Origin of the sequence: Flavobacterium sp. (genome assembly GCF_036782315.1) — a bacterium.
Taxonomy (GTDB): domain Bacteria; phylum Bacteroidota; class Bacteroidia; order Flavobacteriales; family Flavobacteriaceae; genus Flavobacterium.
In genome coordinates this window covers 99,788-118,139 of sequence record NZ_DAIPZK010000008.1, presented here as the reverse complement: position 1 = coordinate 118,139, position 18,352 = coordinate 99,788, and the positions used below count along the sequence as shown (strand labels likewise).

The 18,352-nt window shown below is 33.4% G+C and carries 19 protein-coding genes; 14 read left to right on the top strand and 5 right to left on the bottom strand.

Translation table 11 applies throughout. The annotated features are described in order from the left end of the window. Positions 1–44: 44 nt before the first annotated feature. Positions 45–1,319, bottom strand: coding sequence for a serine hydroxymethyltransferase (gene glyA, locus V7P59_RS08615; protein WP_333809758.1), 1,275 nt, complete (start codon positions 1,317–1,319; stop codon positions 45–47). Between the two features lie 112 nt (positions 1,320–1,431). Between glyA and fahA the strand changes: the two genes are divergently transcribed. From fahA to V7P59_RS08580, 7 genes are all read left to right on the top strand, one after another. Continuing rightward, complete coding sequence (fahA, locus tag V7P59_RS08610) at positions 1,432–2,718, top strand: fumarylacetoacetase (protein ID WP_333809757.1); 1,287 nt, start codon at positions 1,432–1,434, stop codon at positions 2,716–2,718. 266 nt (positions 2,719–2,984) lie between these two features. Next, positions 2,985–5,600: an ATP-dependent chaperone ClpB gene (gene clpB / locus V7P59_RS08605; RefSeq protein ID WP_333809755.1), complete on the top strand. Its 2,616-nt coding sequence runs from the start codon at positions 2,985–2,987 to the stop codon at positions 5,598–5,600. Between the two features lie 150 nt (positions 5,601–5,750). Further along, a complete protein-coding gene (locus V7P59_RS08600) occupies positions 5,751–6,995 on the top strand; it encodes an MFS transporter (protein ID WP_333809754.1) in 1,245 nt (414 codons plus the stop codon). Positions 6,996–7,034: 39 nt separating this feature from the next. Next, on the top strand, positions 7,035–7,538 hold the full coding sequence (locus V7P59_RS08595) for a DUF4199 domain-containing protein (protein WP_333809753.1): 504 nt from the start codon (positions 7,035–7,037) through the stop codon (positions 7,536–7,538). After that, entirely contained in the window at positions 7,539–8,147 is a 609-nt protein-coding gene (locus V7P59_RS08590; RefSeq protein WP_333809752.1) for a DUF2238 domain-containing protein, read from the top strand. It abuts the gene before it with no gap. Positions 8,148–8,169: 22 nt separating this feature from the next. Further along, on the top strand, positions 8,170–8,727 hold the full coding sequence (locus V7P59_RS08585; RefSeq protein ID WP_333809751.1) for a GNAT family N-acetyltransferase: 558 nt from the start codon (positions 8,170–8,172) through the stop codon (positions 8,725–8,727). Further along, positions 8,724–9,569 (top strand): aldose 1-epimerase family protein, encoded by an 846-nt coding sequence (locus V7P59_RS08580; protein ID WP_333809750.1) that lies wholly within the window; start codon positions 8,724–8,726, stop codon positions 9,567–9,569. The genes V7P59_RS08585 and V7P59_RS08580 overlap by 4 nt, the downstream gene beginning before the upstream one ends. A 30-nt stretch (positions 9,570–9,599) precedes the next feature. Here the strand turns inward: V7P59_RS08580 and V7P59_RS08575 are convergent, their stop codons facing one another. The 3 genes from V7P59_RS08575 to V7P59_RS08565 form a co-directional block, all read right to left on the bottom strand. Continuing rightward, the gene (locus V7P59_RS08575; RefSeq protein ID WP_333809749.1) at positions 9,600–10,085 is read right to left on the bottom strand and encodes a hypothetical protein; all 486 of its coding nucleotides are present in this window, start codon (positions 10,083–10,085) and stop codon (positions 9,600–9,602) included. Positions 10,086–10,101: 16 nt separating this feature from the next. After that, entirely contained in the window at positions 10,102–10,383 is a 282-nt protein-coding gene (locus tag V7P59_RS08570) for a hypothetical protein (protein WP_333809748.1), read from the bottom strand. Between the two features lie 153 nt (positions 10,384–10,536). Beyond that, a complete protein-coding gene (locus V7P59_RS08565) occupies positions 10,537–11,199 on the bottom strand; it encodes an OmpW/AlkL family protein (protein WP_333809747.1) in 663 nt (220 codons plus the stop codon). Between the two features lie 139 nt (positions 11,200–11,338). Here V7P59_RS08565 and smpB point away from each other — a divergent pair, with 139 nt between their 5' ends. Continuing rightward, positions 11,339–11,791 carry an SsrA-binding protein SmpB gene (smpB, locus tag V7P59_RS08560; protein WP_333809746.1) on the top strand — a complete coding sequence of 151 codons (453 nt, stop codon included), beginning with the start codon at positions 11,339–11,341 and terminating at the stop codon, positions 11,789–11,791. A 10-nt stretch (positions 11,792–11,801) separates the two neighbouring features. Further along, positions 11,802–12,164, top strand: coding sequence for a helix-turn-helix domain-containing protein (locus V7P59_RS08555; protein ID WP_333809745.1), 363 nt, complete (start codon positions 11,802–11,804; stop codon positions 12,162–12,164). Here V7P59_RS08555 and V7P59_RS08550 read toward each other — a convergent pair whose 3' ends face one another. Then, the gene (locus V7P59_RS08550) at positions 12,165–12,806 is read right to left on the bottom strand and encodes a protein-L-isoaspartate(D-aspartate) O-methyltransferase (RefSeq protein WP_333809744.1); all 642 of its coding nucleotides are present in this window, start codon (positions 12,804–12,806) and stop codon (positions 12,165–12,167) included. It abuts the gene before it with no gap. A gap of 142 nt (positions 12,807–12,948) precedes the next feature. Between V7P59_RS08550 and V7P59_RS08545 the strand changes: the two genes are divergently transcribed. From V7P59_RS08545 to V7P59_RS08525, 5 genes are all read left to right on the top strand, one after another. Beyond that, on the top strand, positions 12,949–13,920 hold the full coding sequence (locus V7P59_RS08545; protein WP_333809743.1) for a Gfo/Idh/MocA family protein: 972 nt from the start codon (positions 12,949–12,951) through the stop codon (positions 13,918–13,920). 26 nt (positions 13,921–13,946) lie between these two features. After that, a complete protein-coding gene (locus tag V7P59_RS08540; protein WP_333809742.1) occupies positions 13,947–14,837 on the top strand; it encodes a 3-hydroxyacyl-CoA dehydrogenase family protein in 891 nt (296 codons plus the stop codon). A gap of 69 nt (positions 14,838–14,906) precedes the next feature. Next, positions 14,907–16,142: a DUF1015 domain-containing protein gene (locus tag V7P59_RS08535; RefSeq protein ID WP_333809741.1), complete on the top strand. Its 1,236-nt coding sequence runs from the start codon at positions 14,907–14,909 to the stop codon at positions 16,140–16,142. Between the two features lie 90 nt (positions 16,143–16,232). Then, the gene (locus tag V7P59_RS08530) at positions 16,233–16,907 is read left to right on the top strand and encodes a YggS family pyridoxal phosphate-dependent enzyme (protein ID WP_333809740.1); all 675 of its coding nucleotides are present in this window, start codon (positions 16,233–16,235) and stop codon (positions 16,905–16,907) included. A 77-nt stretch (positions 16,908–16,984) separates the two neighbouring features. After that, the gene (locus V7P59_RS08525) at positions 16,985–18,346 is read left to right on the top strand and encodes an exonuclease domain-containing protein (protein ID WP_333809739.1); all 1,362 of its coding nucleotides are present in this window, start codon (positions 16,985–16,987) and stop codon (positions 18,344–18,346) included. Positions 18,347–18,352: the final 6 nt, after the last annotated feature.

Here is an 18,352-nt window from a genome sequence, read left to right as displayed (position 1 = left end):
CTGATAATTTAATCAGGAGTTTTTTTATTAGATAATGTTTGGTATTAAAAAACAAACATTGCTCTTTCGCTCATTAAATCATTTACCTCTTCAGCCACTTGTTCTAAAACAGCTTCGTCAGTATGATTCATTAATACTTTATCTATTAAAGCTACAACCGTTTCCATATCTTCTTCTACCAAACCACGAGTTGTTATAGCTGGAGTTCCTACACGGATTCCTGAAGTAACAAACGGAGATTTATCATCAAAGGGCACCATGTTTTTATTAACCGTAATTTCAGCTTTCACTAAAGCATTTTCCGCATCTTTTCCAGAAATTCCTTTGTTTCTTAAATCAATTAACATCATGTGATTATCAGTACCACCTGAAATTAATTTGTATCCTCGTTTGTTGAAAGCTTCTGCCATTGCTTGTGCATTTTTCTTCACTTGCATAGCATAACGGAAAAACTCATCTGTTAATGCTTCACCAAAAGCAACTGCTTTAGCGGCAATAATATGCATTAAAGGTCCACCTTGATTTCCTGGGAAAACTGACATATCTAAAACGTGAGACATCATTCTGATTTCACCTTTTGGAGTAGTTAATCCCCATGGATTTTCGAAATCTTTCCCCATCATAATCATTCCTCCTCTCGGACCTCTTAAAGTTTTGTGAGTAGTGGTAGTTACAATATGACAATGTGGAATTGGATCATTCAATAATCCTTTTGCAATTAAACCTGCTGGATGAGAAATATCGGCTAATAATAAAGCACCAACGCTATCTGCAATTTCTCTGAAACGTTTAAAATCCATATCACGAGAATAAGCAGAAGCTCCAGCGATAATCATTTTTGGCTTTTCTTTTAAAGCAATTTCTTGGATTTTATCATAGTTTAAAACACCTGTTTCCTCTTCTACTCCATAAAAAACAGGACGATATAATTTTCCAGAAAAGTTAACTGGAGAACCATGAGTTAGGTGACCACCATGAGATAAATCAAATCCTAAAATGGTATCACCTGGTTTTAAACATGCTGCAAAAACTGCAGTATTTGCTTGTGAACCAGAATGAGGTTGAACGTTTACATATTCCGCACCAAACAAAGCTTTTGCTCTGTCAATTGCAATTTGTTCTACAATATCTACTACTTCACATCCTCCGTAGTATCTTTTACCAGGATATCCTTCAGCATATTTGTTGGTTAAACAGGAACCTGCAGCTTCCATTACTTGGTCGCTAACAAAGTTTTCAGAAGCAATCAATTCAATTCCGTGAATTTGTCTATCTTGTTCATCAAGAATTAGGTCAAAAATTTGTTCGTCGCGTAGCATTGCAATAAATATTCGTTAAAATTAGGTCAAAATTACGAAAAAGGTTTGTTACATTGATAGATAATTTTATATTTGATTCATAATTTTTCAACAACAAACTAACAATATAAATATGCCAAATATAGCAAACAACCCTAATAGAAAATCGTGGATTAATGTGCCTGAAAATAGTGACTTTCCCATTCAAAATATTCCGTTTGGAGTTTTCATTACAAAAGAAGATGTAATTACTATTGGAACAAGAATTGGAAATAGCGCTATAGATATGGGAGCTTTACAACAGCTTGGTTATTTTGAAGGGATTGAACTTACTGATGATATGTTCATGCAAGACACCTTAAATGATTTTATTTCTGACGGAAAAAAAACATGGCGCTTGGTAAGAAATCGTTTAGCGGAAATTTTCGATGAGAACAATCCAAAATTAAGAGATAACAAAGAACATAGAGATGTTATTATCTTCGATGTGGAAGATATTGAAATGCTTTTACCTGTTCAAATTGGTGATTATACCGATTTTTATAGTTCAAAAGAACATGCTACGAATGTAGGAAAAATGTTCCGTGATCCAGAAAATGCTTTATTACCAAACTGGCTACATATTCCAGTAGGCTATCATGGAAGAAGTTCTACGATTGTACCTTCTGGTATTCCTGTTCACAGACCTTACGGACAAACGTTACCAAACGGAGAAACTACTCCTGTTTTTGGTCCTTCAAGATTAGTGGATTTTGAATTAGAAACTGCTTTTATTACTACTGATGCCAATTTAATGGGTGAACCAATTCCTGTTGAAGAAGCAGAAGAACATATCTTTGGAATGGTGTTATTTAACGACTGGAGTGCTCGTGATATCCAAAAATGGGAATATGTGCCACTTGGTCCATTCTTAGCGAAAAACTTTGCTTCATCAATTTCACCTTGGATTGTAACAATGGATGCTTTAGAACCTTTTAGAACAAAAGGCCCAGAGCAATCTCCAGAACCATTACCTTATCTACAACAAAAAGGAGAAAAAGCGTTTGACATCAATTTAGAAGTTTTAATCAAACCTGAAAATTCGGAAGAAACTGTAGTTTCACGTTCAAATTTCAAATATATGTATTGGTCGATGGCGCAACAATTGGCACATCATACCATTAATGGCTGTAGAGTAAACTCAGGCGATATGATGGGAAGTGGAACGATTTCAGGTCCAACAGAAGATTCTTTCGGCTCTATGTTAGAGTTAACTTGGGGAGGACAAAAACCATTAAAAATGAAAGATGGTTCAGAACGTAAATTTATAAATGACAACGATACAGTAATCATTAGAGGTTATTGTCAAAAAGGAAATTTAAGAATTGGTTTTGGAGAAGTTTCTAGTAAATTGTTACCTGCTGTGGATTTGAAATTTTAAAATTAAACCAATAAAATAACTGAAACTCCGAAATTAAATTTCGGAGTTTTTTTGTGTCTTTATCACATATTTCCTTCATCGATTTTTTACGACATTTTATCAAAAAATCACAACTTTTACATAATTTTAAGACATTATGTCGTAATTTTATGTGAATTTACAAGTTAAACCAGTCATTTTGTCTTAATTTAAGCATTGGAATACATATTGTTAACAACATATAAAATCAAAAACAAAACCCCATTTCAACAACAACTATTAAAAAAATGAACTTAAAAAATTTAACTATTAAATCGCAAGAAGCTTTACAACAAGCACAACAACTTGCACAAGAATTCGGACACCAACAACTAGAAAATGAGCACATTTTCAAAGGTATATTGGAAGTTGACGAAAATGTAACGCCATTCATTCTAAAAAAATTGAATGTAAATGTGGAGTTATTTAAAAAAGTACTGGATAGTACTTTACAAAATTTTCCAAAAGTATCAGGAGGTGAAATCATGCTTTCTCGAGAAGCAGGAACCGCTTTGAATGAAGCTAATATCATTGCTAAAAAAATGAACGATGAATATGTTTCAATCGAACATTTAATCATAGCCATTTTCAAATCGAAAAGTAAAGTTGCACAAATTTTAAAAGATCAAGGTGTAACCGAAAAAGGTTTAGAAACAGCCATTGCTGAAATTAGAAAAGGTGAAAGAGTTACATCAGCATCGGCAGAAGAGACTTATAATTCGCTAAATAAATATGCGAAAAACCTCAACGAGTTAGCACGCTCTGGAAAACTTGACCCTGTAATCGGTCGTGATGAGGAAATTCGTAGAGTGCTCCAAATCCTAACGCGTCGTACCAAAAATAATCCGATGTTAATCGGAGAACCGGGTGTCGGTAAAACAGCTATCGCTGAAGGTTTAGCACATCGAATTGTAGATGGCGACGTTCCAGAAAATCTAAAAGATAAAATTGTTTACTCTTTAGACATGGGTGCGTTAATTGCTGGAGCCAAATACAAAGGGGAATTTGAAGAACGATTAAAAGCAGTGGTTAAAGAAGTAACTTCTGCAGAAGGTGATATTGTACTTTTCATTGATGAAATTCACACACTTGTTGGTGCTGGTGGTGGCGAAGGCGCAATGGATGCAGCCAATATCTTAAAACCAGCTTTAGCTCGTGGTGAATTACGTGCAATTGGAGCAACAACTTTAGACGAATACCAAAAATATTTTGAAAAAGACAAAGCGTTAGAAAGACGTTTCCAAAAAGTAAATATTGATGAACCCGATACCGAAAGTGCCATTTCGATTTTACGCGGTATCAAGGAAAAATATGAAGCACATCATAAAGTTCGTATCAAAGACGATGCAATTATTGCTGCTGTAGAATTATCGCAACGATATATTACCAATCGTTTTCTTCCAGATAAAGCTATTGACTTGATGGATGAAGCGGCTTCTAAATTGCGTATGGAAATCAATTCAAAACCAGAAGAATTAGACGTTTTGGATAGAAAGATTATGCAATTAGAAATTGAAATTGAGGCAATTAAACGTGAGAATGACGAAACCAAATTGAAATCTCTTGGGTTAGATTTAGCGAACTTAAAAGAAGAACGCAACGAAATTTTTACCAAATGGAAATCAGAGAAAGAAGTTGTAGATAACATTCAAGCGGTAAAACTGGAGATTGAAGATTTCAAATTAGAAGCTGAACGAGCTGAACGCGATGGCGATTATGGAAAAGTAGCAGAAATTCGTTACGGAAAAATAAAAGAAGCACAAGAACGATTAGAAGCTTTGCAAATTCAATTAGCAGAAAATCAAGCTGGCAATTCTTTAATCAAGGAAGAAGTTACGCACGATGATATAGCTGAAGTTGTAGCCAAATGGACCGGAATTCCCGTTACTAAAATGCTTCAAAGTGAAAGAGAAAAATTACTTAAATTAGAAGATGAATTACATCGTAGAGTAGTTGGGCAAGAAGAAGCAATTGAAGCTATTAGTGATGCCGTTAGAAGAAGTCGTGCTGGTTTACAAGATGCTAAAAAGCCAATCGGTTCGTTCTTATTCTTAGGAACAACAGGTGTTGGTAAAACCGAATTAGCTAAAGCACTTGCCGAATATTTATTCGACGATGAAAATGCGATGACCCGAATTGACATGAGTGAATATCAAGAACGTCATGCTGTTAGTAGATTGGTTGGAGCGCCTCCAGGATATGTAGGTTATGATGAAGGTGGACAATTAACAGAAGCCGTAAGAAGAAAACCATATTCGGTAGTATTGCTTGATGAGATTGAAAAAGCACATCCGGATACATTTAATATTTTATTACAAGTTTTAGACGAAGGGCGATTAACGGATAATAAAGGTCGTGTTGCAGATTTCAAAAATACGATTATCATTATGACTTCAAATATGGGAAGCCATATCATCCAAGAGAAATTTGATCCCGAAGTTTCGGGATTAAAAGGCGGAATTGAAGCAGCAACCGAAGCGGCAAAAACAGAAGTTCTTGGTTTATTAAAACAAACCGTTAGACCAGAGTTTATAAACCGTATCGATGAAATCGTAATGTTCACTCCGTTAACCGATAAAAACATTAAAGAAATTGTAGGATTACAATTAAAGAGTGTTATTAAAATGTTGGCACAGCAACACATTACGATGGATGCAACTCCAGAAGCAGTAGCGTATTTAGCAGAAAAAGGATACGATCCTCAATTTGGAGCAAGACCTGTAAAACGTGTTATTCAACGTGAAGTACTGAACCAACTTTCGAAAGAAATATTAGCGGGAAAAGTAACTACCGATAGCATTATTCTACTAGATAGTTTTGATGGTCAATTAGTGTTCAGAAATCAAAGTGAGTTGGTAAAATAAAAATCAACGCATGAAAATATCCCGTAATCCATGGGCTTATAATGGGTTAAGTTTGTTTTAGTTTGGGAAACACCGATTCAATTTCGAATCGGTGTTTCTTTTTTTATTTGGTAAACAATATTTTTCTATTTTTGAAACAAATGTAACCCAATGAAAGAATTTACAACTCAAGAAAAACTAAAACACCTACTCTCATTTCCTGTAATTGTAGCTGCTTTAGGTTACTTTGTAGATATTTATGACTTACTTCTTTTTGGCATTGTTCGTGTTCCTAGCTTGAAAGATTTGAATTTAGATGTTGACACTGCAGGAACATTAATCCTAAATTATCAAATGGTAGGATTGCTTCTTGGTGGAATTCTTTGGGGTGTTTTAGGAGACAAAAAAGGAAGACTTTCTGTTTTATTCGGTTCAATTTTAGTGTATTCTTTAGCAAATATCGCTTGCGGATTTTTACCTCATTTTCCAGTTGAAGACAAAACCATGTTATACGCTTGGTTGCGATTCATTGCCGGAATTGGTTTAGCTGGAGAATTAGGAGCTGGAATTACTTTAGTTTCTGAATCACTACCAAAGCAATTACGTGCTATAGGAACTTCCATTGTGGCTGGATTTGGTTTACTTGGTGCTGTTGTAGCGCAATTAACAGTAGAATTAGCGGGCGATTGGACGATTGCTTACTACATTGGTGGTGCTTTAGGTTTAATGCTTTTAGTATTACGAATTAGTGTAGCGGAATCTGGAATATATAATGATATCAAACATGATTCCGATATTAAAAAAGGAAATTTCTTTTCATTTTTTACTAATTGGAATCGTTTTGTAAAATACATGAAATGTATTGCTATTGGATTACCAACTTGGTTTTGCATTGGAATTTTAGCCGTAATGGCAAATCAGTTCGCCGTTGTTATGAGTATTGAAAATATTCAACCTGGAAAAGCGATTATGTGGGCTTATGTAGGAATTTCAGTTGGTGATTTTGCAAGTGGTTTTATTTCGCATTGGCTACATTCTCGCAAAAAAGCCATTGTTTATATGATGTTGTTCACTATTATAGGAGTAGTTTTAATGCTTTTTGGTGGGACTAAATCGGAAAACATGTATTACTTCTATTGTGCTTGGCTAGGCTTAGGAACAGGCTATTGGGCAATGTTTGTTACTGTTGGTGCAGAACAATTTGGAACAAACATCAGAAGCACGGCAACAACCACTATTCCAAATATGGTTCGAGGATTAGTTCCTTTAATGTTATTTGCATTTGATGGATTAAAAGTAAATCATGGCGTTATTGCAGCTGCTACAATTGTTGGCTTCTTTGCTTTTACCTTAGGCATCTACTCTACTTTAACAATTTCAGAAACGCATAATAAAGATCTAGATTTCATCGAATAATTTCGTTACATTTGATTAACTAACCAAAAACTGAATATCATGAACAACATTATCGTAAAAAACGGATTATTGGGTAGCAGTATTGTTTCAGCAATGCTTGTTATCATGACAATGTACATGAAAGCCAATCCAGAAAAAGAAGTAAGTATGATGATTGGATTTGCAGTAATGCTTCTTGCTTTTTTCTTTGTAGTAGCAGGAATTAAACAAGAAAGAGAAGCGAATAATGGAGTTATTTCTTTTGGCAAAGCTTTCTTAACTGGATTTTGGATTACATTTATTATATCAACTATTTATGTCTTAGTTTGGTTGATTATTCTTTATAACTTTTTTCCAAATTTCATGGAACATTATGCAAATATGGCTATTGAAAAAGCAAGTCCGGATGAAGTTGCAAAAGTGACCGAAGAAATGAATACCTATAAAGAAATGTATAAAAATCCCGTAATGGTTATCCTTTTAACTTATATGGAAATTTTACCATTAGGAATTGTATTTTCATTAGTTAGTGCTTTAATTTTAAAGAAAAGGCAAATTAACTAAATGAAAAAATTACAACTTTATATCCTGATATTCTTTGTAGGATTACTAATTTCTGGTATTCAGCCAAAAGAATATTTTACTTGGTTTTTAGAAGTATTGCCTGCAATAATAGGATTTGCAATTTTAGCTTTCACCTTTAAACGCTTTCAATTTACCAATTTTACGTATTTCTTTATTTTGATTCATTGCTACATTTTATTCCTTGGAGGACATTACACGTATGCCGAAGTACCACCATTTGAATGGATAAAAGAAACGTTTAATCAAACCCGAAATAACTACGATAAAGTAGGACATTTTGCTCAAGGATTTGTTCCAGCCATGATTGTAAGAGAATTATTTATTCGTAGAAATGTAATTTCTAATAAAAATTTTTTCAATTTCATTATTGTTTCAATTTGTTTGGCAATCAGTGCGGCTTACGAATGGCTAGAATGGGGAGTTTCTCTATGTACTGGAGAAGGCGGTGATGCATTCTTAGGAACTCAAGGTTACATTTGGGACACGCAATCGGATATGTTGTATGCTACCATTGGCGCAATTTGTATGTTGATTTTCTTCAGCAAAAAACAAGATAAAGCAATTCAAAAGGAATTTCAAAATCAATAACAAGATTCAAATCATAAAAATAATGCTACAACTCAACTTCTCTCCTTTTCCGATACTAGAATCAGAGCGTTTGCAATTTAGAAGATTAACAGATGCTGATGCACCAGAGATCTTTGCACTTCGAAGCAATCCTGAAATCATGAAATATATTCCACGACCACTGGCTACCACTATTGAAGATGCTTTAGCTCATATCAAATTGATTAACGAAAAAATTGACGAAAACATAGATATCAATTGGGCTGTAACTGAAAAAGGAAATGATAAATGTATAGGATTGATGGGTTTCTATAGAACCCAACCTGAGAATTTCAGAACTGAATTAGGTTACATGATTTCACCAGAACACAAAGGAAAAGGTTACGTAACAGAGGCCGTTAAAACGCTCCTGGATTTTGCTTTTAACACCTTGAATTTTCATTCTATTGAAGCGGTAATCGATTCCAGACATATTGCTTCAGAGCGTGTTTTACAAAAAAATGGTTTTGAAAAAGAAGCACATTTTAAGGAGAACTTTTTTTATAATAATGAATTTACCGATACCGTAATTTACAGCCTTTTAAAACGAAATTTTAAATGATTATTACAATTTCAAACAGTACAATTTCTGCATCCATTGATTCATTAGGTGCCGAATTAATTCGATTAAAAAAAGACAACCAAAATTACATTTGGACAGTTGATGAAACCTACTGGAATAAAACTTCTCCTATTTTATTTCCGATTGTAGGTCGATTAAAAAATGATGTTTATAGTTTTAACGGGAAAACGTATGAAATGCCCAGACATGGTTTTGCCAGAAATTTCGAATTTAAAATTCTGAATCAAACAGAAAATTCAGTTGTTTTTGTATTGGAAAGTAATTTCGAAACCTTGAAAAAATATCCGTTTGAATTTGAATTGCAATTGGAATATGTTATTGAAGAAAATAGCTTAAAAATGAAGTATTCCGTTGAAAATAAATCTGAAGTATCAATGCCTTTTTCTATTGGAGCACATCCAGCATTTGCAATTGAAAATCCATTTTCCGATTATTCCTTGAAATTTAATCAAGTAGAGCCTTTACAATCTTACGAACTTGAGAAGGAACAATTCAACAATTCATATAACGAAATCGATTCTCATAACGGAATTATTGCTTTAGATTATGTTCTTTTTGAAAAAGATGCATTGGTTTTTAAACACTTAAAATCAAATGAACTTACACTTTTAAAAAAAAATAAACCCGTTCTTACAGTTCAATTTGAAGGATTTCCATATTTGGGAATTTGGACCAAATCGAATGCTCCTTTTTTATGTATTGAACCTTGGTGTGGTTTAGCCGACAATGTAAATCATAACGGAAATATTTTAGAAAAAGAAGGGATTAATCTATTACAACCCAAATGTTTTTTTTCTAGAACAATACAAATAACATTGTAAAAAAAGTCCCGATTTCTCGGGACTTCTTAATTAATCAATATACGTTTTATTTCCGTTTTGATTGATATAATATTTACCACCTCTTGGGCCAGTGTATACTTTTTTACCTTTGTATTTTCCTGTTACTTTATCAGTAACTTTTTTCTCAGCGGCTCTTGATGCTGCCGTTTCTTTTAAATCTTCTTTTTCTTCAGCTTCCGTTTTCTTAGCTTTTGCATCAGCTTTTTTAGCTTCCACTTTTTCTTTGGTTACCTCTTGTTTGGCTGTTGCTTTTGCTTTCGCATCTGCAGCTGTAGTTTTACCTTTTGCAGCAGCTTCATCTGCTTTTGATTTTGCATCTTTTTTTACAGATTCAGCTTTTTGTTCTGCTTCTTTCTTTTTCTTTTCTGCTTCTTTCTTGTTTTGCTCTGCTTGTTCAGTAGTAACTTTTTTAACTTCTTTGGTAGTTTTAATTTCTTGAGCAAAAGAAGACAAAGCAAATAATAGGGACAATCCTAAAAGAGTGATTTTTTTCATACGTAATCAAATTAAATTAAACAATTTTATGAATTCTTTTTACAGGAATTACAACTCCCTGTTTTAATATAACACGTTCATCTGTAACACCCCAAATTGTGGTTTCTACCATTTTCTTTGAAGCATCATCTTCAAAATAAATTTTAATTTTAACATGTTCTAGGTTTCCTAGTGATAAAGCTCTATCTAAATCATTTTTGCGAGCTGAAATTGCATCTTTATCTTCTAAAACATCTCCTTTTGGAAAATTTAAAGTTGGGATTAATTCTTTATCAATCAAATTAAATGTTGTGTCCATAATATTATTAGTTAGGTTATTTCTATAAAATTATAAAAAAAACAATATAAATTTATTTTTTTTAAGTTTTATTTTAACCTAAAATTTCTTCTAAAAGACCAAAAAAAAAGACCACTAAAAAGTGATCTTTAATTATTAGTAAGTTGGAAAGAATTAAAACTTCATTCCTACACCAAATCCAATTAACCAAGGATTAATATCAACTTCAGCTGGAATGCTTAAACCTGGAGCTAAATTTGAAGCATCAACCGTTACATCTGTACTTAAAAATAAACGTTTAGCATCAACATTGATGAAAAATTTATCGTTTAACATTAAGTCAAAACCAACTTGTGCTGCGTATCCTAGTGCATTATCATATTCTACTCCTGCAACATCTCCCGATTTAACATTGTAAAACAAAGTATAATTAACACCAGCTCCAATATATGGTTTAAATACTTTTTTGTCAGATGTATAAAAGTGATATTGAGCTGTTAACGTTGGAGGTAATAACCAAACGCTACCTAAATTCACATCTCCAGCAGCAGTATTAATTGCTTTTACATCATGTTTAGTTGTTCCTAAAATTAATTCGGCAGCAAAATGTTCTGTAAAAAAGTAAGTAAAATCTAACTCAGGAACAATGGTATTCGAAATAGCAACATCACCTCCAATAATTCCAATTTTAGCACTCTCGTCTGGCGCAACACCTAATGCTCTTAAACGAACTTGCCATCTTTTAAATTCATTTGATTTTTCTTCTTTATCCTGTGCATTTACAAAATTTACGGTCATTAACGACAAAGCCATTAAAGCAAAAACTATTTTTCTCATTTTTATTTAGTTTAAAATTATGAGTCAAAGATATTTGGTTGAAAAAACATAAAAACTGATATAAATCATAGATTAAAAAGTATTAATCTGTAATTATCTTTTTCAAATGCTATAATTTTGATTTACATTTGTGGTCCTTATGCAGAAGACAGTTAACATACTCAATAAAAGAGCTAAATTCGATTACGAAATTTTAGACAAATACACCGCTGGAATCGTTTTAACTGGAACAGAAATCAAATCGATTCGTCTGGGAAAAGCTTCTATTGCAGAAAGTTTTTGCGAATTTCATGATGGCGAATTGTTTGTAATTAACTCGCATATTGAAGAATATTTATATGGAACCCATTACAATCACAAAGCAAAGAGTGAGCGTAAACTATTATTGAATAAACGCGAACTAAAAAAACTCGATAAAGATTCCGACAATAAAGGGTTAACTATTGTTCCGCTTCGTTTGTTTACCAATGAAAAAGGATTGGCAAAATTAGAAATTGCCTTATGTAGAGGTAAGAAAAACTATGACAAACGCGAATCGTTAAAAGAGCAAGATACCAAACGTGATTTAGATAGAATTAAGAAAAGTTTCTAATCATACCTTCATGAAAGAAATTTTAAAACAAGCTCGAATTGATAAAGAACTTTCAACTAGAAAGTTAGCTGAAATTGCGAAAATCGATCAAGCTTTGATTAGTAAGTTTGAAAACGGATTTCGTATTCCCACAAAAAAACAAGTTCAGACTCTTGCCCAAATTTTAGAAATCGATTTAAAACCTTTATTAGTTGCTTGGTACAAAGTAAAATTAGACCATAATTTCGATTTAAATCCATTTGCCATTCAAGCTATTACTGAAATTCTGCAAGAAAAAGGCATTGAAGTTGGTAATTCATCCAAAGAAAAAGAAATCACTTCCATCTTAGACGAATTGGAAATTTTAAAACAAAAATTAACGAATCTTCGCTAATTAGTTCTTGTTTTCTAAAAGCGGCACAAATCTGAAATCACCAAATTCGTGTTTCTCAAATTGCGTTTCATTTTTACGAATCAACAACGTCATGATTTGCTCTTTTTCACCTACGGGAATTACTAACCTTCCTCCTATTTTTAATTGTGCCATCAAAGGTTGTGGAATAAATGGAGCTCCAGCAGTTACAATAATTCCGTCGAAAGGTGCATAATCAGGTAAACCTTTGTAACCATCGCCAAACGATAAATACTTTGGTCGAATATTCAACTTTGGTAATAAATTGGAAGTAATTTTAAACAATTTATTCTGTCTTTCTACTGAATACACTTTCGCTCCCATCATACACAAAACAGCAGTTTGATAACCACTTCCGGTTCCAATTTCTAATATTTTGTGATCTTTTTCCACTTCCAATAACTGAGATTGAAACGCCACAGTATAAGGTTGGGAAATAGTTTGACCTGCTTCTATAGGAAAAGCTTTATCTTGGTAAGCAAAATCTTCAAAACTCGAATCCAAAAACAAATGACGTGGAATTTTTCCAATAGCCGCTAACACGTTTTTATCGGTAATTCCTTTTTCTTCCAATTGCTTTACCAACTGATTTCTAAGTCCTTGATGTTTATTAGTATCTTTCAATTTGGGATGATTTTGTTTGGGTAAAAATAGCTTTAAAATCTCAAAAAACAAATCAGAAAATAAACTAACTTTTTTCAGAAGTTTCAAATTTAATTTTTTGCACTTTCAACTAAAATCGTACTTTTGATAAAATTAATTTTTTATGCTAAAAGTGGGAGTTTTAGGTGCTGGTCACCTTGGGAAAATACATTTGCGATTATTAAATCAATCTGAAAAATATGAATTAGTTGGCTTTTACGACGCTTTTGAAGAAAATGCCAACAAAGTAGCAGCCGAATTTGGTTATAAAAAATTCGATTCTATTGCCGAATTAATTGCTGCAGTTGATGTAGTAGATATTGTAACACCAACGATGCAACATTTTGAATGTGCGAAACAAGTTATTAAAGCTGGAAAGCATATTTTTATTGAAAAACCTATTTCAAACACCGTTGCTGAAGCAGAAGAAATTATCGCCCTAGCCAAAAAACACAACGTAAAAGGACAAGTTGGTCATGTCGAGCGTTTCAATCCTGCGTTTACTGCTGTTAAAGATAAAATCAACAATCCAATGTTTATTGAAACACATCGTTTGGCGGAATTCAATCCTCGTGGTACGGATGTTCCGGTAGTTTTGGATTTAATGATTCATGATATTGATGCTATTTTGAGTGTTGTAAAATCAAAAGTAAAATCAGTAAATGCTAGTGGTGTTGCTGTAATTTCAGATTCACCCGATATTTCAAATGCACGAATTGAGTTCGAAAACGGTTGTGTGGCTAATATTACTTCGAGCCGAATTTCGATGAAGAACATGCGTAAATCGCGCTTCTTCCAAAAAGACGCTTACATTTCGGTAGATTATTTGGATAAAGTGTGCGAAGTAGTTCGTATGAAAGACGCACCAGAAGTCCCAGGTGATTTCGACATGATTTTACAAAATGCGGAAGGCGTTAAAAAACAAATCTATTTTGATAATCCGCAAGTGGATGCTAACAACGCTATTTTAGACGAATTAGAAACTTTCGCAGATGCTATCAACAATAATACCACTCCAATCGTAACTTTAGAAGATGGTACTGAAGCATTAAGAGTGGCGTATCAGATTATAGAGTGTATGAATACAAGAAAATAAAAACCAAACAAACCTAAAATAACAAAATGAACACAATCGCAGTAATCGGAGCAGGAACTATGGGTAACGGAATTGCTCATACTTTCGCGCAAAGCGGATTTACCGTAAAATTAATCGATATTTCAGAAAAATCATTAGAAAAAGGAATGGCAACTATCGCCGCTAACCTTGACCGAATGGTAGCAAAAGGAAGTATCACTGAAGAAGACAAACACAAAACTATTGGAAATATCATCACGTATACCGATGTTAAAGATGGCGTTGTAGGATGTGATTTAGTAGTAGAAGCCGCTACAGAAAACGTACAATTGAAATTCAATATCTTCAAACAATTAAGCGAAGTTTGTGATCATAACGTAATTTTAGCTACGAATACTTCTTCGATTTCAATTACACAAATCGCAGCTAACGTAGTGCATCCAGAGCGCGTAATTGGAATGCACTTTATGAATCCAGTGCCGATTATGAAATTGGTAGAAATTATCCGTGGTTACAATACTTCAGATGAAGTTACGAAAATCATCATGGATTTATCGGTGAAATTAGGAAAAGTTCCAACAGAAGTTAATGATTATCCAGGTTTCGTTGCTAACCGAATTTTAATGCCAATGATTAACGAAGCTATCGAAACGTTATACAACGGTGTTGGTGGTGTATACGAAATCGACACAGTTATGAAATTAGGAATGGCACACCCAATGGGACCATTACAATTAGCAGACTTCATCGGATTAGACGTTTGTTTGTCCATCTTAAACGTTATGTACGACGGATTCAAAAATCCAAAATACGCTCCATGTCCGTTATTAGTAAACATGGTAATGGCAGGGAAATTAGGAGTTAAATCGGGAGAAGGTTTCTACGATTACTCTGAAAGTAAAAAAGCAGAAAAAGTTGCAAAGCAATTTTCAAAGTAAAAAGTAAAAAGTGATAAGTAAAAAGTTTGCTTGCTTATCACTTTTCACTTATCACTTTTCACTAAAAATATGGCTAAAATAAAACCTTTCAAAGCAGTACGACCAGCGCCAGACAAAGTGGCTTTGGTAACCTGTAGAACGTATGACGATTACAGTTCGGCTGAGCTTGCTGCTTGGTTGGATTTCAATCCGTATTCGTTTTTGCATGTGATTCATCCTGCTTATGCTAATGCGCAAAAAGTGTCATTGGAAAAGCGTTTTAAAGCCGTTGCTAATAAATATCAAGATTTCAAACACGACCAAATTCTTATTGAAGAAGAACATCCTGTTTTTTATCTGTATGAAATCCAGTCAAAAGGACAAACTTTTACTGGAATAATTGCGGGAACTTCAGTTAAAGATTACCAAAATAACGTCATCAAAAAACACGAAGATACGCTGCAATACCGAGTGGAATTGTTCAAAGATTATTTGCATCAAACTAATTTTAACACGGAACCCGTTTTAATAACGTATCCTGACAGTGTAGAAATCAACACCTTTATTACGTTACGAAAACAGAGCAAACCGGTATACGAATATTCGACGACCAACAAAGAAAAACACACACTTTGGAAAATTGATACCCAAAGTGAAATCGATTGGTTACAAGAACATTTCGAAAACATTCCTAATTTATACATTGCCGATGGACATCATCGTTCGGCTTCAGCGGAATTGTTGTTCGAGCAAGACAAACATTTGGGCAACGAAAATCTGAATTATTTCATGAGTTTCTTAATTGCCGAAAGTAATGTCAAAATTTACGAATTCAACCGATTGATTCGCGATTTAAATGGGTTGTCGAAAGAAATTTTCATTAAAAAATTATCGGAACATTTCGTTATTGTTACCAAAGATCAAGAAATTTGGAAACCTCAAAATAAGTTTGAATTTGGAATGTACTTAGATGGTAGTTTTTACGCGCTATTCTACAAACACAACAGTCATGTCATTTCGAGCGAAGTCGAGAAGTCTATTTTAGACAATTTAGACGCCCAAATTTTATACGACAAAGTGCTATTCCCATTATTAGGAATTGAAGATTTACGCAACGACGAACGTATCGATTACATTCCAGGAAAACAATCGATATCCGTGATAAAAGATTTAATCGACGAAGGCGAATTTGAAGTGGGCTTTATGCTCTACCCTTCCGATATCAATGAAATCAAAGCCTTAGCCGATAACAATTTAATAATGCCTCCAAAATCAACCTATATCGAACCGAAGTTTAGAAGTGGTTTGGTGGTGTATGAACTATAATTATAAGTAATCAAGTCTTAGAAACACAGATTTAAATAATTTTAAAAATTTTATTAATTTCTTAAATCCGCGTTCCAAAAAAATAAAACAATGTCAATCTCTAAGAACCTCAATACTATTAAATCCCAACTTCCAGCAAACGTTACCTTAGTAGCGGTTTCAAAAACCAAACCTGTAGCGGATTTAATGGAAGCTTACGATGCTGGTCAACGTATTTTTGGAGAAAACAAAATCCAAGAAATGACCGAAAAATGGGAAGTCATGCCAAAAGATATTGAATGGCACATGATTGGTCACGTGCAAACCAATAAAGTCAAATACATGGCGCCTTATGTGAGTTTGATTCACGGTGTTGATAGTTTGAAATTACTGCAAGAAATCAACAAACAAGCCGCAAAAAATAATCGTGTGATTGATTGTTTGTTACAAGTTTACATTGCGGAAGAAGAAAGCAAATTTGGTCTTGATAAAGAAGAATTATATGAGATTTTGAATGAAATTCAGCATAATAAGGAAAACTATAAAAACATCAAAATCGTAGGTTTAATGGGAATGGCAACCTTCACAGAAAACCAAAACCAAATCGAAAAAGAATTCAAACATCTAAAAACGATTTTTGATAATGTTGCCACTCGTAAAGACGCGATTAATCACGTCTCTATCTTATCAATGGGTATGTCGGGCGATTATCAACTTGCAATTTCATGTGGAAGCACGATGGTTCGAATTGGAAGTAGTATCTTTGGAACGAGAAATTATCAATAAGGCAATTTGTCAATCCCGAAATTCGGGACAAGTTGTGCCAATTAACTGAAAACTGAGACTGAACACTATAAACTATTTTGTACGCAATCATCGACATAGAAACCACTGGAGGGCAATACAATGAAGAAGGTATTACCGAGATCGCCATTTATAAATTTGATGGTCATGAGGTAATTGATCAATTCATTAGCCTTGTAAATCCCGAAAAACCGATACAACCGTTTGTTGTAAAGTTAACTGGGATTAATAACGCTATGCTACGAAGTGCGCCAAAGTTCTATGAAGTTGCTAAAAGAATTATAGAAATTACTGATGGCTGTGTTATTGTAGCACATAATGCATCTTTCGATTATCGAATTTTAAAAACAGAATTCCGACGTTTAGGATTTGATTTTAAAAAACAAACGCTTTGTACGGTGGAATTAGCAAAAAAGTTAATTCCAGACCAAGAATCATATAGTTTAGGTAAGCTTGTGCGTTCGCTAGGAATTCCTATGGCAGATAGACATCGTGCCAGTGGCGATGCGTTGGCTACGGTGAAATTATTCAAAATGTTGTTGGTTAAAGACATTGAAAAAGAAATTGTAAAAAGTTTCATCAAAACCGAAATCAAATCAGGAATGTCTCCAAAATTATTGGATATTGTAGAGAATTTGCCTTCCAAAACAGGTATTTACTACATTCATAATGAAAACGGTGATTTGATTTACATTGGGAAAAGTAAAAACATCAAAAAACGTGTCAACCAGCATTTTACTGGTACTTCAAGTAAATGTAAAAAAATACAACGTGATGTTTATGCCGTAACTTTTGAAGAAACGGGAAGCGAATTGATTGCGCTTTTAAAAGAAAGTGAAGAAATCAAAATCAATAAACCTATATACAATAGAGCCCAACGCAAAAGTATTTTTCAATATGCGTTGTATCAGCATAAAAATGAACAAGGATACATCGCTTTAACCGTTGAAAAAGCTGATGGAAGAAAAAAAGAAATCACTTCCTTTACTTCTTTTCAAGAAGGAAAAAATGCATTGTTTAAGATTACCGAGAAATACAATCTATGCCAAAAAATAAATGGTTTATATGAAACCCAAAATGGTTGCTTTCAATACAAAATTAAAGAATGTAATGGTGCTTGCTTAGGTGAAGAAAATCCTGAAAGTTATAATGAACGTGTATTTGAATTTATAGAAGAAAATTCGTTTGAAGATAACAATATGGTAATTTTAGATCGAGGTCGAACTTACGATGAAAGAACGGCGGTACTAATTGAAAATGGCATTTACAAAGGCTATTGCTTTTACGATTTGAATTATCAAGTAAATAACATTGAAATCTTGAAAAATATCATTATTCCAATGCAACATAATCGCGATACCAAAACGATTATTCAGACCTATTTACGCAAAAACAAGGTTTACAAAATAATTCGTTTTTAATTGCTT

Bases quoted from the DNA above. Each gene is read 5' to 3' on its own strand.
- V7P59_RS08575 (WP_333809749.1), bottom strand. From the start codon at position 10,085: ATGAAAAAAATCACTCTTTTAGGATTGTCCCTATTATTTGCTTTGTCT.
- clpB (WP_333809755.1), top strand. From the start codon at position 2,985: ATGAACTTAAAAAATTTAACTATTAAATCGCAAGAAGCTTTACAACAA.
- V7P59_RS08585 (WP_333809751.1), top strand. From the start codon at position 8,170: ATGCTACAACTCAACTTCTCTCCTTTTCCGATACTAGAATCAGAGCGT.
- V7P59_RS08595 (WP_333809753.1), top strand. From the start codon at position 7,035: ATGAACAACATTATCGTAAAAAACGGATTATTGGGTAGCAGTATTGTT.
- V7P59_RS08580 (WP_333809750.1), top strand. From the start codon at position 8,724: ATGATTATTACAATTTCAAACAGTACAATTTCTGCATCCATTGATTCA.
- V7P59_RS08540 (WP_333809742.1), top strand. From the start codon at position 13,947: ATGAACACAATCGCAGTAATCGGAGCAGGAACTATGGGTAACGGAATT.
- V7P59_RS08545 (WP_333809743.1), top strand. From the start codon at position 12,949: ATGCTAAAAGTGGGAGTTTTAGGTGCTGGTCACCTTGGGAAAATACAT.
- V7P59_RS08535 (WP_333809741.1), top strand. From the start codon at position 14,907: ATGGCTAAAATAAAACCTTTCAAAGCAGTACGACCAGCGCCAGACAAA.
- fahA (WP_333809757.1), top strand. From the start codon at position 1,432: ATGCCAAATATAGCAAACAACCCTAATAGAAAATCGTGGATTAATGTG.
- smpB (WP_333809746.1), top strand. From the start codon at position 11,339: ATGCAGAAGACAGTTAACATACTCAATAAAAGAGCTAAATTCGATTAC.
- V7P59_RS08590 (WP_333809752.1), top strand. From the start codon at position 7,539: ATGAAAAAATTACAACTTTATATCCTGATATTCTTTGTAGGATTACTA.
- V7P59_RS08530 (WP_333809740.1), top strand. From the start codon at position 16,233: ATGTCAATCTCTAAGAACCTCAATACTATTAAATCCCAACTTCCAGCA.
- glyA (WP_333809758.1), bottom strand. From the start codon at position 1,319: ATGCTACGCGACGAACAAATTTTTGACCTAATTCTTGATGAACAAGAT.
- V7P59_RS08555 (WP_333809745.1), top strand. From the start codon at position 11,802: ATGAAAGAAATTTTAAAACAAGCTCGAATTGATAAAGAACTTTCAACT.
- V7P59_RS08600 (WP_333809754.1), top strand. From the start codon at position 5,751: ATGAAAGAATTTACAACTCAAGAAAAACTAAAACACCTACTCTCATTT.
- V7P59_RS08565 (WP_333809747.1), bottom strand. From the start codon at position 11,199: ATGAGAAAAATAGTTTTTGCTTTAATGGCTTTGTCGTTAATGACCGTA.
- V7P59_RS08570 (WP_333809748.1), bottom strand. From the start codon at position 10,383: ATGGACACAACATTTAATTTGATTGATAAAGAATTAATCCCAACTTTA.